The sequence below is a fragment of the Arthrobacter sp. NPDC093125 genome, assembly GCF_044754225.1.
GTDB lineage: Bacteria > Actinomycetota > Actinomycetes > Actinomycetales > Micrococcaceae > Arthrobacter.
Genome location: NZ_JBIVOQ010000006.1, coordinates 143392 through 158211, shown reverse-complemented (window position 1 = coordinate 158211; position 14820 = coordinate 143392). Strand labels below are relative to the sequence as shown.

Here is a 14820-nt window from a genome sequence, read left to right as displayed (position 1 = left end):
TGCCTTGGACTCACTGTCTGATCCTCCGGGCCGTTCGTAAACAAGTGATTCGCATTAGGCAACTTCGCGTGTATGATGGCTGCCACATCACCTTTCATCCTCGAAGGAGAGGCGTTCCTTTGGAAGAGCTGCGCATCGAAGCCAACGGCAACCTTGGCCCCATCGATTCATCCCGTATTCCCCGCTACGCCGGTGCTGCCACCTATGCCCGGCTGCCCCGCCTGGACCAGGTCTCCAAGGCCGACGTCACCGTGGTGGGCGTCCCCTTCGACTCCGGCGTTTCCTACCGCCCCGGCGCCCGCTTCGGCGCCAACCACATCCGCGAGGCCAGCCGCCTGCTGCGGCCCTATAACCCCGCCTGGGATGTCAGCCCCTTCGAAAACTGCCAGGTGGCGGACGCCGGCGACATGGCCGTGAACCCCTTCAACATCAACGAAGCCATCGAATCCGTCCAGCACAACGCCCTGGAGCTGACCGCATCAGGCAGCAAGCTGGTCACCCTCGGCGGCGACCACACCATCGCGCTGCCGCTGCTGCGTGCCGCAGCCGAACGCGCCGGCGGACCCATCGCCATGCTGCACTTCGACGCGCACCTGGACACCTGGGACACGTACTTCGGCGCCGAGTACACCCACGGCACCCCCTTCCGCCGGGCAGTGGAGGAGGGCATTCTGGACACCGAGGCCATCAGCCACATCGGCACCCGGGGCCCGCTGTACGGCAAGAAGGATCTCGACGACGACCACCGCTTCGGCTTCGGGATCGTCACCTCCGCGGACGTCTACTATCAGGGCGTCCTCGAGACCGTGGCCAAGGTCAGGGACCGCATCGGCAACCGCCCCCTCTACATTTCGGTGGACATTGACGTGCTTGACCCGGCGCACGCACCCGGCACCGGAACGCCGGAAGCCGGTGGCATTACCAGCAGGGAACTGCTGGAGATCCTCCGCGGCTTCCGCGGCATGAACCTGGTCGGCGCAGACGTCGTCGAAGTTGCCCCGGCCTATGACCACGCCGAAATCACCGGCGTCGCGGCCAGCCACGTCGCCTACGAACTTGTCACGCTCATGGCGGACAACGCCGTCGAGGGCAGCCGCATCGGTGCCGACACCGGCTATGCCGCCCAGGCGCTGGGGCAGGAAGCCCGCCAGCCCGCCGGCTTCGCCAATCCGGTGGCCTCGCGGTGACCGACCTCCGCAACGGCGGGGACCTCGTCGTCGAAACCCTCGAGGCGCTGGGCGCAAAAACCGTCTTCGGCATCCCGGGCCAGCACGCGCTGGGCCTCTTCGACGCCATGGGCCGGGGCAGCCTGAAGTTCGTGTCCTCCCGCGTCGAAAACAACAGCGCCTTCGCGGCCGACGGGTATTCGCGCGCCACCGGGGAAGTGGGCGTGCTGTTTCTCTCCACCGGGCCGGGGGCGCTGACCTCCCTCGCCGGACTGCAGGAAGCCTATGCCACAGGCGTGCCCATGGTGGTGGTCGCCAGCCAGATCCCGCTGGAAGGACTGGGGGCACGCCGCAAGGGAATGTTGCACCAGCTTGATGACCAGAAGGCTTCGGCCGCGAACGTCACGAAGAGCCAGCGCCTCATCCAGCACGCGTCCGGGATTCCGTCGGCCATCCAGGATGCGTGGACCGAGGCCATCTCGTCACCCCAGGGCCCGGTCTGGATCGAGATCCCGCAGAACGTCCTGCTCGATCCCATCATGGTGCCTCCCGTTGAGGACGCCCTTGCCGAAGCAGCGGACAACCCGCCCCGCGTCGAGCTGGTCCGTGAAGCTGTCAAATGGCTGTCCGCCGCGGAGCGCCCTGCCATCATCGCCGGCGGCGGCACCCGCCGCGGGCGGGCCGAGAAGTCCCTGCTCTCCATAGCCGAGAAGCTGCGGGCACCCGTCATCTGCACCCCCGGCGGCAACGGAGCGTTCCCCTGGAACCACGAGCTGTCGCTGCAGTCCTGGATCGAGGACCGGTACATGACCGACGTCCTTGAAGACGCTGACGTGCTGATCGTCATCGGTTCCTCCCTGGGCGAGGTCACCTCCAACTACTTCACGTTCGAGCCGCGCGGCCGGATCATCCAGATCGACGCCGAGCCGAGGGTGCTCGAATCGAACCGGCCGGGACTGGGCATTCGAGCCGACGCCGGACAGGCCCTCACTGCGTTGGACGAGGCCCTTGTTGCCGCCGGCTCAGGTGAACGGCGCCCCAACTGGCACGGCGCAACACCGGAGGAGCTTGTCCGGGAATCCCTGGCGAAGGTCCGCGCCCGGCTCGAGTCGCAGGACATCGGCAAGGAGCTGAAGTTCATGGCCGACATCCGGGAAGCCGTCCCCGCGGACATGCAGACGTTTTGGGACATGACGATTTCCGCGTACTGGGCCTGGAGCTGCTGGGATGCCCGCGAGGGCCAGTTCCACTCCGCCCAGGGCGCGGGCGGCCTGGGCTTCGGATTCCCGGCCGCCGTCGGGGGAGCGGTGGGCCTGGAGACCGTGGGCAAAACCGGCGCTTCTGCCCGCGTGCTGGCAGTTTCGGGCGACGGCTCCGCCATGTACTCCATCTCGGAACTCGCAACGGCCAGGCAGCACAACGTGCCGGTCACCTGGCTCATCGTGGACGACGGCGGCTACGGCATCCTGCGCGAATACATGGTGGGCGCATTCGGGAAGGCGACAGCAACCGAGCTCGCCCGGCCGGACTTCGTGAAGCTCGCCGAGGCCTTCGGCGTGCCGGCCACCCGGGTTGCACCGGAAAAAGTGGGGGACGCGCTCAGGGCGGGGTTCGCCGCGGACGGACCGAACGTCGTCGTCGTCGAAACGCTCCTGAAGATGTTCGCCCCCACCCACCTGACCCCTTAATCCCCCGCACCTTCCATCCAGCGCGAACGTACAGTTGTGGCCCCATTTCCACCCGGATTTGGGGCCACAACTGTACGTTCGCGCTTCTGCTTTTAACCTATGCGGGATACCTATCCCCGGTTGCTTAGTTTCCCAAAGCAACAATGTATTGTTATAGTTGCCTAAGGCAAGCAATGGGAGGATCAATCATGGCGCTTGAGCCCGCTACCGCGGCCGAACTCGTCCGCCAGATCTTCGATCTCCAGCGCGCCGTCCGGTGCGCCGCCGTCGCAAACTCGCGGGGCATGGAGGCAGGCGTAGCCCTGCAGGGTGTCCTGAGATTCGTGGGGGAGAAGGAATCCCGCGCCACGCATCTCGCCGCACGGTTAGGGGTGAGCGCGCCAGTTCTCAGCCGGCACATCGCCGAACTCGAGGAACTCGGGCTGGTCCACCGACGGCCGGACCCCGACGACGGCCGGGCGCAGCTGGTTGCCCTCACCGACGCCGGCCGCGTCAAACTCGTCGAGATCGAGGACCACCGCGTGGCCACCCTGCAGGAATTCCTGCAGGACTGGAGCCAGCAGGACGCCGAGGAGACGGCGAAAGTACTCCACAAACTTGCGGAATCCCTTTGGGAATCTGCCCGGACAACGACGGCCGGCCCCATCACAACCACTACCAAACGCAAGGAGCAGCTCATTGGTTAGCCACGCTGCCGTCTCCGGGACGGTTACGTCACGCCCCTCGGCCCACCCGCCCCAAGCCCCCATGACGCACCGTCAGATCATGGAGGCTCTGACCGGGCTCCTGGCCGCCTTCTTCACCGCGATCCTCAGCAGCACCATTGTTGCCAATGCGCTGCCCACCATCATGTCCGAGCTCAAGGGCACGCAGACGGACTTCGCGTGGGTGATCACCGCAGCACTGCTGGCGAACGCTGCCACCACCCCGATCTGGGGGAAGCTCGCCGACCTGTTCGACAAGAAGGTCCTGGTCCAGCTCAGCATCGTGATCTTCGTGGCGGGATCGGTGATGGCCGGCCTGTCCGAGACAATCCCGCTGCTGCTGACGGCCCGAGTTGTCCAGGGCATCGCCATGGGCGGCTTGACCGCGCTGGCACAGGCGATCATCGGGTCCATGATCCCACCCCGGGACCGCGGAAAGTACTCCGGCTACATGGGTGCAGTCATGGCCGTGGGCACGGCCGGCGGACCCTTGCTTGGCGGCTTCATCGTTGATAGCCCACTGGGCTGGCGCTGGACGTTCTTCGTCTGCGTGCCACTCGCCGTCGTCGCCCTGATCCTGCTGCAGATCACGCTCAAGATCCAGTACGTCAAGCGGCCTGCCAGGATCGACTGGCTCGGCTCCATCCTTCTCACCACCGGCGTCAGCCTGCTCCTCATCTGGGTGTCGTTCGCTGGCAACCCCGACTACTACGACTGGTGGTCCTGGCAGTCGGCACTGATGGTGGGCGGCGGCGTCGTGCTGCTGGCGTTGCTCGTGGTGGTCGAATCCAAGGTTGAACAGCCAATCATCCCGCTGAAGATCATCTCCGAGCGCACCACCGCTCTGGCCATCTGGGCCTCTGTGGCTGTGGGCGTGGCGATGTTCGGATCGTCGACCTTCCTAGGCCAGTATTTCCAGGTGGCGCGCGGTGCTACGCCCACCGAGGCCGGCCTCCTGACCCTGCCCATGATTGCCGGCAACCTGATCGGCTCCGTGGCTTCGGGGCAGCTGATCAGCCGCACCGGCAAGTGGAAGCGCTACCTGGTCGCCGGGTCCGTGCTGCTGATCGGCGGGCTGGGCCTCACCGGCACCATGGACCACACCACGGACCTGTGGCAGTCCGGAGTCTTCACGGCGATCCTGGGACTCGGGCTCGGCATGCTCATGCAGAACCTCGTCCTGGCCGTCCAGAACACCGTCAGCGCCAGCGACATCGGCACTGCGAGCGCTTCCGTCGCATTCTTCCGCTCTGTGGGCGGCGCGATCGGTGTATCCGTACTGGGCGCGATCATGAGCAACCGGGTCAAGGAACTCGCCACCCAGGGTTTGGCGGACGCCGGCGTTTCCGCCGGCTCCGGTTCATCTTCCGCCAGCCTCGACCTGGCGGACATGCCTGCCCCGGTCCGGGATATCATGCGGGCCGCCTACGGCGATGCCACTGCGGAGATCTTCCTTATTGCCGGCGCGATCGCCGTGGTGGCGCTCATTGCTGTCCTCCTGATCAAGGAACAGCCGCTCCGCCGCACCGTCGACATCCGTCCGGAGGCCGCGGCCTCCGACGCCGGCCCTCAGCTTCGTCGCCAGGCAGGCCGAACAGCAGCGGCGCGAACGGACACTTGTGGCCCCTCTTCCGCGAGGATTTAGGGCCTCAAGTGTCCGTTCGCGCTTCTCGGGGAGGATGTTCGTGCGCAGATGTTTCGCTTGGGCAACAGATTTCGTAGAGTTGGAGGGCTAATGATGTCAGCCCCGGCTGCTATTACTTTCAGCAACGAAACCGCACTCATTCCTTAAGGACCCGTGGGCATGCTTGTCACCGTGATACGTCGCTACTCCAAGCCGTATAAACCGTACATTTTGGCCGTTATCGCCTTTCAGCTCGCGTCCACCATCGCCGCCCTATATCTGCCAAGCCTCAATGCCCAGATCATCGATGAAGGCGTGTCGCGCGGCGATACGGACTTCATTTGGCGCACGGGGGGCGTGATGCTCCTGGTGGCGTTCCTGCAGGTGGGTACCGCCATCGCCGGGGTCTACTTCGGATCCAAGACGGCGATGGCCATGGGGCGGGACCTGCGCCGCGGCGTCTTCCGGAAGGTGACGAGCTTCTCCGCCAAGGACGTCAATACGTTCGGCGCGCCGACCCTCATCACGCGCGGCACGAATGATGTGCAGCAGGTCCAGATGCTGGTGCTGATGGGCCTGAACTTCATGGTGTCCACGCCCATCATGTGCATCGGGGGCATCATCATGGCGCTGCGCGAGGATATCAACCTGTCCTGGCTCGTGTGGGTGTCCGTGCCGGTTCTTATTGTTGTGGTGGGCTACCTCGTGGTCCGCCTGATGCCGCTCTTCCGGTCCATGCAGAAGAGGATCGACCGCATTAACGAGGTGCTCCGCGAGCAGATCATAGGCATCCGCGTGGTCCGGGCTTTCGTCCGCGAGCCCTACGAAACTGAACGGTTCGGGCAGGCCAACAAGGACCTGACGGACGTTTCGTTGAAGATCGGCGCCCTGTTCGTTCTCATGTTCCCGGCCATCGGCATGATCCTGCACCTGTCGACGGCGGCCGTGCTGTGGTTCGGCGGCCAGCGTGTGGACTCCGGAGAAATGCAGGTCGGCGCCCTTACCGCCTTCCTGCAGTACCTGCTCCAGATTCTCATGGCGGTCATGATGGGCACGTTCATGGCCATGATGATTCCCCGGGCATCGGTCTGCGCCGACCGCATCGGCGAGGTGCTCGACGTCGAGCCCTCCATCCATGATCCCGAAAGCCCGCACACCCCGGCAAAGCTGGAAGGCGTGGTGGAATACCGCAACGTCACGTTCGCTTACCCGGGCGCCGAGGCCCCCGTCCTGAGCAACGTCAGCTTCACGGCCCGCCCGGGGGAGACGGTGGCGATCATCGGTTCGACCGGTGCGGGCAAGACCTCGCTGCTGGCGCTGCTGCCGCGGCTTTACGATGTTGCCGACGGTGAGGTACTGCTCGACGGCGTCCCCGTCAGCAAGCTGGACCGCGCCGAAATCACTAAACGGGTCGCCCTCGTGCCCCAGCGGCCCTACCTTTTCTCCGGAACCGTCGAGCACAACCTGCGCTTCGGCAAAACCGAGGCCACCGACCAGGAACTGTGGGATGCGCTCGCCGTGGCCCAGGGCGATGGCTTCGTGCGGGAAAAGAAGAACGGGCTGGCCTCCCGAATCGCCCAAGGCGGCACCAACGTTTCCGGCGGACAACGCCAGCGCCTGTGCATCGCCAGGGCACTGGTGACCAAGCCGAAGGTGTACCTGTTTGATGATTCGTTCTCTGCCCTGGACGTCGCCACAGATGCACGCCTGCGCGCAGCCCTGAAGCGGACCACCGCGGACGCTACTGTCATCATCGTGGCCCAGAGGATCTCCACCATCACGGACGCAGACCAGATCCTCGTGCTGGACAACGGCAGGATCGTGGACCGCGGAACCCACGAGGAACTGCTGGAAACATCGCCCACCTACCAGGAAATTGTTGAGTCCCAGCTGAGTGTGGAGGAAGTGGCATGAGCGGCGACAAGACGGCCCTGGAGGCGGACGACTTCGTCGAGGAGGAGTACAAGCCCACCGAGGCGGACGGCGGCATGTTCGGCGCTATGCCGGCGAAGAAGGCCCAGCACTTCTGGCCCTCCGCGAAGCGGCTCCTCGGGCTGCTCAAACCCGAGGCCGCAGGCATCTACTTCGTGGTGGCCATGGTCATCGTGTCCGTGGTGCTCAACGTCATCGCCCCCAAGGTCCTCGGCCAGGCCATGGACGTCATCTTCGGCGGGGTGGTCGGCAAGCAGCTCCCGGCCGGCGTAAGCAAGGAGCAGTTCGTCGAGGGGCTGCGCGCCCAGGGCCAGAACAACTTCGCCGACATGATCTCCCGCATGGAGCTGGTGCCGGGAACCGGCATTGATTTCCAGAAGCTGACGGTCCTGATCTCCGCGGTGCTTCTCATGTACTTCGTGGCGAATATCTTCCTGTGGCTCCAGGGGTACATCCTGAACCGCATCGTCATGAAGGTCATCCGCCAGCTGCGCGACGATACCGAGAAGAAGCTCAACCGGCTGCCGCTGAACTACTTCGACACCCGGCAGCGCGGTGACGTGCTTTCCCGGGTAACGAACGACGTCGACAACGTCCAGCAGGCGCTGCAGCAGGCATTCGCCCAGCTGATCAGCTCCGTCCTCACCGTCCTCGGCATCGTGATCATGATGTTCATCGTCTCGTGGCAGCTTGCCCTGATCGCACTCATCGCCCTCCCGCTGTCCGGCGTGGCAGCGGGCATCATCGGAGCGCGCAGCCAAAAGCTCTTCGCCGCGCAGTGGAAGAACACCGGCGAGCTGAACGGGCAGATCGAGGAGTCCTTCTCCGGCCACGACCTAGTTCGGGTCTTCGGCCGCGACGCGGACATGCTGGAGCGATTCGAGGAACGCAACGATGCCCTGTACAAGGCCAGCTTCGGCGCCCAGTTCGTCTCCGGCATCATCTTCCCCGTGATGCAGTTCGTCTCGTACCTCAGCTACGTGGGCATCGCGGTGGTGGGCGGACTGCGCGTGGCGTCCGGCAGCATGAGCCTCGGTGACGCGACGGCGTTCATCCAGTACTCCCGCGAGTTCACCCAGCCCCTGGGCCAGATGGCTGGCATGGCCAACATGCTGCAGTCCGGTGTGGCCTCCGCCGAGCGTGTGTTCGAGTTCCTCGACGCCGATGAGCAGGAAGCCGAAACTGCCACCCGCCACCTGCCGGCCAAGACCGACGGGCATGTGGAATTCCGCAACGTCACCTTCAGCTACACCGAGGACAAGCAGCTCATCGAGAACCTTTCCTTCACTGCGGAGCCCGGGCACACCGTCGCCATCGTGGGCCCCACCGGTGCGGGCAAGACCACCCTGGTGAACCTCGTGATGCGCTTCTACGAGCTGAATTCCGGCTCCATCACGCTGGACGGTGTGGACGTCACCCAGCTGAGCCGGGCAGAGCTGCGCTCCAAGGTGGGCATGGTGCTGCAGGACGCCTGGCTGTTCGGCGGCTCCATCTACGACAACATCAGATACGGCAAGCTGGACGCCACCGAGGACCAGATCATGGCGGCAGCGAAGGCGACGTTCGTGGACCGCTTCGTGCGGGCGCTGCCCGAGGGCTATGACACCGTCATAGACGAGGAGGGCAACAACGTCAGCGCCGGCGAAAAGCAGCTGATCACCATCGCCCGGGCGTTCGTGGCCAACCCCTCGCTGCTGATCCTGGATGAGGCCACGAGTTCGGTGGACACACGCACGGAACTCCTGGTGCAGAAGGCCATGGCCGCGCTGCGCACGGACCGCACCAGCTTCGTGATTGCCCACCGGCTCTCCACCATCCGCGACGCCGATACGATCTTGGTCATGGAGAACGGAAAAATTGTGGAGCAGGGCAACCACCAGGAGCTGCTGGCTGCAGAAGGCGCCTACTACCGGCTGTACATGTCGCAGTTTGCAGGCGGCAGGTCTGAAGAAGCGCCCGTGGACGGTTCGACGGCGGTGCGCAGCTGAGCGCCCAGCGGCCGGAGGCCGTAACTGTCCAGGCGCAGGAGGCCGTAATTACCCGGCGTCCGGTGGCCCCGCCGTGCCGGCGCATCGAGGTGCTTGTGCCGATGCGCTGGGGCGACATGGATGCCTACGGGCACATCAACAACGTCCAGATCGTCCGCATGCTCGAGGAAGCACGCATTGCCGCCTTCGGTCCGCCGCGCGGCGCCGGGCTGCCCGGCGTGGAGCCGGAGGTGTCGCTGTTCAATGACGTGCCGGAGGGCACTATGGCGCTCATCGTGGACCACCGGATCCGCTACGTCAGGACGCTGGAGTACCGCAACATCCCCGCCGTCGTCCAGGTCTGGATCGGCGCCGTCAAAGGCGCGAGCTTCGACATCCACTACCTTGTGCAGGACCCCGTAACTCGCGAGGATTGTGTGAAGGCCTCAAGCCATCTCGCCTTCGTCGACGAAGCCAGCGGGCGGGTGCTGAGGCTCACTTCGGAACAGAAAGAGCGCCTGGCGCCCTTTGTCGAACACAAGCCCGAACGCAAGGAGCACTGACAGTGGCACGAAAGAAGAAGTCGTGGAAAGAACTTCCCCCGGCCGCCCGCTTTGGCACCATTGTGGTGGGAGCTGCCCAGCTGGCCTTCCTCACAGCCGCCCAGCGCGACATTTCACGCCGTCCTGCTGAGCAGATCCGGGGTTCCAAGACGCTCTGGCGGTTTGCCACGCTGATCAACTTCATCGGCCCTGGCAGCTACTTCGCATTCGGGCGGAGGAGGCTGCCGAAGCCTGCCGGCAAGTAGCCAGCGAAGGGGGCGTGGTGCTGGCGTCCAGCTAAACCCTGTAAATTTGAAGCCATGACCCCCAACCCCAAACCTGCCATGCACCGTGCCCTCGGCGTGTCCAAGGAAATCGAGGAAGCGGCGTGGTTCGTGCTCGGGGCGGGTCTCCAGGGCAGGCCCTCTGCGCTTGACGGGCGGACGCAGACGTGGACGGCGGATGCCGCCTCGGAGCTGCTCGAACGGCTGGAGCGGGGTGTGGCTGATGCCAAGGCGCCCATGATGACGAACCTTCGGCACAACCTCACGGACGCTTCCCGGCCGGCGAAGCAGCTTGCCGTTGAGCTTCTGTTTCTGCAGTCGCTGCCGCTGGCCCACGAGGTGAAATCGCTGAAGGTCAAGCGCGCCCGCGTGGCCGAGGCGGCGTCCTGGCTGGAGCCGCCCCTTCAGCTCCCGGACGAGCTGTACAAGGGCATGACCGACCACGGCGTGATCCGGGACCGGACGGCTGAATTCAACTGGACCATCTGGGACCATCTCATGTGGCTGTGCAGGTTCGTCCGTCACGTGGACCAGCAGTCCACCGCGGCTATCACCAAGGCGCTGAAGGATCCGCTGGCCTTCCACGCGCTCGCAGCCGGTACCCCGGACGACCAGCCGGCCATCCGGCGCAGCATCGAGTTCCTCGCCTGGCCGAACTTTTTCGAGCCCGTCGTGGCGGACGTCGAGCGCCGGGAAATCCGTGACGCCTTCGCTTCGCTGGTGGGCGGCGCCAAGGGGGACAGTGACGAAGAGATCACCGCCGACATCCGCCGCATCCGCCTGCACCTGGACGAGCAGGCCGGCCAGCGCATCGACTGGTACTCGCGCCAGCTGGTGAGCCAGTGGCGGAAAGTGGGAGATCCGGGCCGCCGCGCCTGGCTGCTGCGCACCCATCACGACAACGCCGAACTCCTCACCGCCTGGCAGGCCGAGGAAAAAGTGACGCTCGACGTCGAGCATCTCCGCCTTCTCGACGCCGGCGTCACGGCCGGCGTGGTCCAGCACGCCGTGGATGAGGACTACAAGCACCTCGGCTACGTGGAGCGGGAGGACACCAAGACGGCGGTGTTCGCGTTTCTCACCGTCATGAAGCCCGGGGACCTTGCGCTGTACCAGAACGCGGGCGCCGTCCGCATCGGCGTCGTACTCGGCGAGCCTGACCACAACGCCGACAACCGCCGGATGCGCCGCAAGGTGCGCTGGTTCGACGAGGCCCACGGCATGGCGGAGTTGCCGCGCCACGTGCAGCGCCAGCTCGCTACGCCGGGGATCGTCGTCGACGTGACGCGCGTCGTACAGGCGCTGCAGGCGCTGGTCCCGGCAGAAGCGGAAGCAGAGCCCGACGGCGGCGCGGAACCTGCCGCCGTCGTGCTCCCCGCCCCGGGCGGGTTCCGTCCGCTGACCGGCGACTTCGCGGAGTCGCTCCACATGGAGCTGGAGCCGCTCCAGGAAATCGCCGACCTGCTGGAGGAGAACCGGCAGCTGGTGCTCTACGGCCCGCCGGGCACCGGGAAGACGTACCTGGCCAAGCATCTTGCGGCCGAGCTCGCGCAGGACAGCACCGACGAACGGGTGAAGCTGGTGCAGTTCCATCCGTCCTACGCCTATGAGGACTTCTTCGAAGGCTACCGCCCGGACAAGACGGATGAGGGCCAGGTGTCCTTCAAGCTGGTGGCCGGGCCGCTGCGCCGGCTCGCCGAGGAGGCCGCCAAGCCGGGCAACGAGTCAAAGCCGTATTTTCTGATCATCGACGAGATGAACCGCGCGAACCTGGCCAAAGTCTTCGGTGAGCTGTACTTCCTTCTGGAGTACCGCGACGACAGGATCTACCTGCAGTACAGCCCGAACGAGCCGTTCACGCTCCCGGACAACCTATACATCATCGGCACGATGAACACGGCGGACCGCTCGATCGCCATGATGGATGCCGCCATCCGCCGCCGCTTCGCCTTCATCGAGCTGCATCCCAAGACCGAACCGGTGAAGGGCTCGCTTCTGCGTTTCCTGGAGGCGCGGCAGCTGGACACCACGCCGGCGCTGCTGCTGGATGCCCTGAACGATTCCATCGACGAGTGGGACCGCGACCTGATGATCGGCCCGTCCTACTTCATGAAGAAGGCTGCCCAGACCCCTGCCGGGCTGCGCCGGATCTGGAAGTACGAGCTCATGCCGCTGCTTGAGGAGCACTATCACGGGCAGCTGACCCGGGCCCAGTTGGAGGAGCGGTTCGGGCTGGACCAGCTGATGGGACGCCTTGCAGTCCGCTAGCGCCGTGCGGCCGGGAGTATCGGCTCCGGGTGCGTCCGTGCGCGGACTTTCCGGGCAGGGGTTCCGGCATCTTGTGCTGGACGAGCTGTCCGGCGGCATCGTCGAGAAGCTGGATCCAGCCAGTGCCGCCAGCGTCAACGCCAGCGGGCTCGCCAAGGCCTCGCCCATGGGCATGGGCCTGTACCGCATCGAGCCGGTGGGCCTGGTCGGTTCCGTGCGCACACGGCAGGTGCAGCTCGACGTGCGGCCCAAAGGCCGGCTGGGGCTCAGCAGGCTGCTGTTCCTGCTGAGCTACGCCGGGGACCAGGGGTTCCGCGACGACGCCGTCGCCGCCGCCGAGGACCCCGGCCTGTGGAGCGCGCTGGCGTCGTCCCTGGTGCAGCTCGCCGAACGTGCCCTGCAACGCGGAGTGCTGCAGGGGTACCTCGCCGTCGACGAGTCCCTCCGGACGGTCAAGGGCAGGATCCGCATCTCGGACCAGATCTCGCGCCGGCCCGGCATGCTGGTCCCTCTCGAAGTGTCCTACGACGAATTCACCGTCGACATCGCCGAGAACCGGATACTTCGGGCCGCCCTCGAACGCATGTCCCGTGTCCCCGGCGTCCGTCCCGAGGTGCTGAGCCGCCTGCGCCAGCTCAAGGGAAAGCTCGACGACGTCACCCGCCTTCAGTCCGGCGCGCCACTGCCGCCGTGGAGGGCCAACCGGATGAACGCCCGCTATCACGCTGCGCTGCGGCTCGCAGAGGTCATCCTGCGCAATGCCTCGGCGGAACCCGGCGAGGGGCAGCAGGAGACCGCCTCCTTTGTGGTGGACATGGACCGCGTGTTCGAAGACTTCGTAGGCAAGGCGCTTCGGCAGGCGATGGCGGCCTTCCCCGGTGAGATGCGGTTGCAGTACAACGCCCTGCTCAACGAGGCCGTTCGGGATTCGGACCGGCTTTCCGTCCGGCCGGACGCGGTGCATCTGCTCGGCGGCCGCCCGGTGGTGGTTTACGACGCGAAATACCGGGCACGCTCGGACCGCGGGGCGTCGTTGTCCGGCGACCACTTTCAGATGCTGGCCTACTGCACCGCGCTCCAGGTGCCCACCGCCTGGCTGGTCTATGCCGGGGCGGGGGAGATGAAGCTCAGACGGATCCTCAACACTGATATCGACATCGTGGAGTTTCCGCTGGACCTTTCACGGCCGCCGTCCGAAATACTTGCAGCCATCGCTGATCTCGCCGAGCAGTCGTGGGGCGAGGTAGTGCGGCAGGCCAGGCTGGCCGGCTAAACGACAGCTGAATCAGGCTGGCTGGCTGAGGACGCAGCCTGGGGTGCGCTGCGTCAGACAGGCGCTGCTTCCGGAAGTTCTTCGGATTCGGCATCCGGATCGGCGTCCAGAAAATCGCGTTGCATGGAGCGCAGGTGCTCCAGCAGGGCTTTCTCGGGGCAGGTGGGATGCTGGGCGAGGAGCTCGCGCAGCCTGATCCGAACGGCGGCAGTTTCCGGACTTACGTCGTCGAGAATCGAAGAGATGATTGCCATGACCTGGCGCCGCATGGGTCCCAGCTCCGGATCCTTGGTGGGCTGGTCGTATTGCGGCCACGAGGCGAGCGGTGCGGAGTAGGGGCGCAGCCCTGCCGGGACTAGATTCTGCGACATGTCACTCTCCGGTTCCCTTGGGTCTCAGGTTCTTCGTTAAGTTGTAATGCTTACCGCGCTATATCAAGGCTGACTCCTTCAGATGGGATCAGCCACCCACTGCGGAATGAACAGTCAGTGAAAACTTTATCCTGAGACAGACAGGTCTGTCTCGTGTTTGGGGTTACGATGTTAAACAAATGGAAGATTCATCCAGAACCGCTTTACCAAGCGCCGGGATTTTTCCATCCCGCGGGCTCCAATCTGACCCGCAGGCCCAGACCCTGCCGGGTGAGACGCAAGAAGTGGGCCCCGGCGAGCTGAACAAAGTGTTAAGCCCCGGCGCAACTCGGCAGGAGTCGGGAGCCCAAGCCATGGATACCGAACGACAAACCCAGAACTCACCAGCCATCTCGGGCGCGGGGGCCACCGGCCCAGCTGCCCCAAGCGCAGCAGCCGTCAGCCCGGCCGGAATCCGGGAGCGGATCGTCGACACCGCCTACGATCTCTTTGCCCGGCGGGGCGTGCGGGATGTTGGCATCAACGAACTCATCAGCCGGTCCGGCGTCGCCAAGGCCACCTTCTACCGCCACTTCGCATCCAAGGACCAGGTGGTGCTCGCCTTCCTCGAACAGCGCGACCGCGTATGGACTGTGAACGCAATTGTTGGCGAGGCGCGCAAGCGGGCCGACACGCCCGAAGATCAGCTCCTGGCCATCTTCGACGTGTTCTCCGACTGGTTCCAGCGCACTGATTTTGAGGCGTGCTCTTTCATCAACGTGCTTCTTGAGATGGGCTCCAGCCATCCGCTCGGGCGGGCCAGTATCGATTACCTCGCCAAAATCCGGGGACATGTGCAGCAGCTAGCGGAGGAGGCCGGTTTGCAGCGGACCGAGGATTTCTCCCGGTCATGGCACATCCTGATGAAGGGGTCCATCATTTCGGCGGCTGAAGGAGACACAGCGGCGGCCATGCGCGCCCGCCAGCTCGCGGGCTGGCTGATCGAACACCACCGCGAGTAG

At 65.3% G+C, this 14820-nt stretch carries 12 protein-coding genes; 11 read left to right on the top strand and 1 reads right to left on the bottom strand.

Features of this window, described 5'->3' with window-relative positions:
• Positions 1-119: 119 nt before the first annotated feature.
• The 10 genes from speB (at position 120) to ACIP9X_RS13545 (ending at position 13448) form a co-directional block, all read left to right on the top strand.
• Positions 120-1187 carry an agmatinase gene (gene speB, locus ACIP9X_RS13590; protein ID WP_400480272.1) on the top strand — a complete coding sequence of 356 codons (1068 nt, stop codon included), beginning with the start codon at positions 120-122 and terminating at the stop codon, positions 1185-1187.
• Positions 1184-2854: a thiamine pyrophosphate-binding protein gene (locus ACIP9X_RS13585; protein WP_400480271.1), complete on the top strand. Its 1671-nt coding sequence runs from the start codon at positions 1184-1186 to the stop codon at positions 2852-2854. The genes speB and ACIP9X_RS13585 overlap by 4 nt, the downstream gene beginning before the upstream one ends.
• 188 nt (positions 2855-3042) lie before the next feature.
• The gene (locus ACIP9X_RS13580) at positions 3043-3540 is read left to right on the top strand and encodes a MarR family winged helix-turn-helix transcriptional regulator (protein ID WP_400480270.1); all 498 of its coding nucleotides are present in this window, start codon (positions 3043-3045) and stop codon (positions 3538-3540) included.
• A 61-nt stretch (positions 3541-3601) separates the two neighbouring features.
• Positions 3602-5203, top strand: a complete 1602-nt coding sequence (locus tag ACIP9X_RS13575; protein ID WP_400480379.1) for an MFS transporter — start codon at positions 3602-3604, stop codon at positions 5201-5203.
• Between the two features lie 159 nt (positions 5204-5362).
• The gene (locus ACIP9X_RS13570) at positions 5363-7096 is read left to right on the top strand and encodes an ABC transporter ATP-binding protein (RefSeq protein ID WP_400480269.1); all 1734 of its coding nucleotides are present in this window, start codon (positions 5363-5365) and stop codon (positions 7094-7096) included.
• Positions 7093-9102 carry an ABC transporter ATP-binding protein gene (locus tag ACIP9X_RS13565; RefSeq protein WP_400480268.1) on the top strand — a complete coding sequence of 670 codons (2010 nt, stop codon included), beginning with the start codon at positions 7093-7095 and terminating at the stop codon, positions 9100-9102. Before ACIP9X_RS13570 ends, ACIP9X_RS13565 begins: the two co-directional genes overlap by 4 nt.
• Positions 9103-9203: 101 nt before the next feature.
• Positions 9204-9644, top strand: coding sequence for an acyl-CoA thioesterase (locus ACIP9X_RS13560; protein WP_400480378.1), 441 nt, complete (start codon positions 9204-9206; stop codon positions 9642-9644).
• Positions 9645-9646: 2 nt separating this feature from the next.
• A complete protein-coding gene (locus ACIP9X_RS13555) occupies positions 9647-9889 on the top strand; it encodes a hypothetical protein (protein WP_400480267.1) in 243 nt (80 codons plus the stop codon).
• Positions 9890-9943: 54 nt separating this feature from the next.
• A complete protein-coding gene (locus tag ACIP9X_RS13550; RefSeq protein ID WP_400480266.1) occupies positions 9944-12175 on the top strand; it encodes an McrB family protein in 2232 nt (743 codons plus the stop codon).
• A 37-nt stretch (positions 12176-12212) separates the two neighbouring features.
• Positions 12213-13448 carry a restriction endonuclease gene (locus tag ACIP9X_RS13545; RefSeq protein ID WP_400480265.1) on the top strand — a complete coding sequence of 412 codons (1236 nt, stop codon included), beginning with the start codon at positions 12213-12215 and terminating at the stop codon, positions 13446-13448.
• A gap of 53 nt (positions 13449-13501) precedes the next feature.
• On the opposite strand, the gene ACIP9X_RS13540 is transcribed toward ACIP9X_RS13545, so the two are convergent.
• Positions 13502-13819, bottom strand: coding sequence for a hypothetical protein (locus tag ACIP9X_RS13540; RefSeq protein ID WP_400480264.1), 318 nt, complete (start codon positions 13817-13819; stop codon positions 13502-13504).
• 353 nt (positions 13820-14172) lie between these two features.
• Here ACIP9X_RS13540 and ACIP9X_RS13535 point away from each other — a divergent pair, with 353 nt between their 5' ends.
• Complete coding sequence (locus tag ACIP9X_RS13535) at positions 14173-14820, top strand: TetR/AcrR family transcriptional regulator (RefSeq protein WP_400480263.1); 648 nt, start codon at positions 14173-14175, stop codon at positions 14818-14820.

Coding starts and splice junctions, on each gene's coding strand:
- ACIP9X_RS13535 (WP_400480263.1), top strand. CDS start 14,173: ATGGATACCGAACGACAAACCCAGAACTCACCAGCCATCTCGGGCGCG.
- ACIP9X_RS13550 (WP_400480266.1), top strand. CDS start 9,944: ATGACCCCCAACCCCAAACCTGCCATGCACCGTGCCCTCGGCGTGTCC.
- ACIP9X_RS13540 (WP_400480264.1), bottom strand. CDS start 13,819: ATGTCGCAGAATCTAGTCCCGGCAGGGCTGCGCCCCTACTCCGCACCG.
- ACIP9X_RS13560 (WP_400480378.1), top strand. CDS start 9,204: ATGCGCTGGGGCGACATGGATGCCTACGGGCACATCAACAACGTCCAG.
- ACIP9X_RS13575 (WP_400480379.1), top strand. CDS start 3,602: ATGACGCACCGTCAGATCATGGAGGCTCTGACCGGGCTCCTGGCCGCC.
- ACIP9X_RS13570 (WP_400480269.1), top strand. CDS start 5,363: ATGCTTGTCACCGTGATACGTCGCTACTCCAAGCCGTATAAACCGTAC.
- ACIP9X_RS13565 (WP_400480268.1), top strand. CDS start 7,093: ATGAGCGGCGACAAGACGGCCCTGGAGGCGGACGACTTCGTCGAGGAG.
- ACIP9X_RS13580 (WP_400480270.1), top strand. CDS start 3,043: ATGGCGCTTGAGCCCGCTACCGCGGCCGAACTCGTCCGCCAGATCTTC.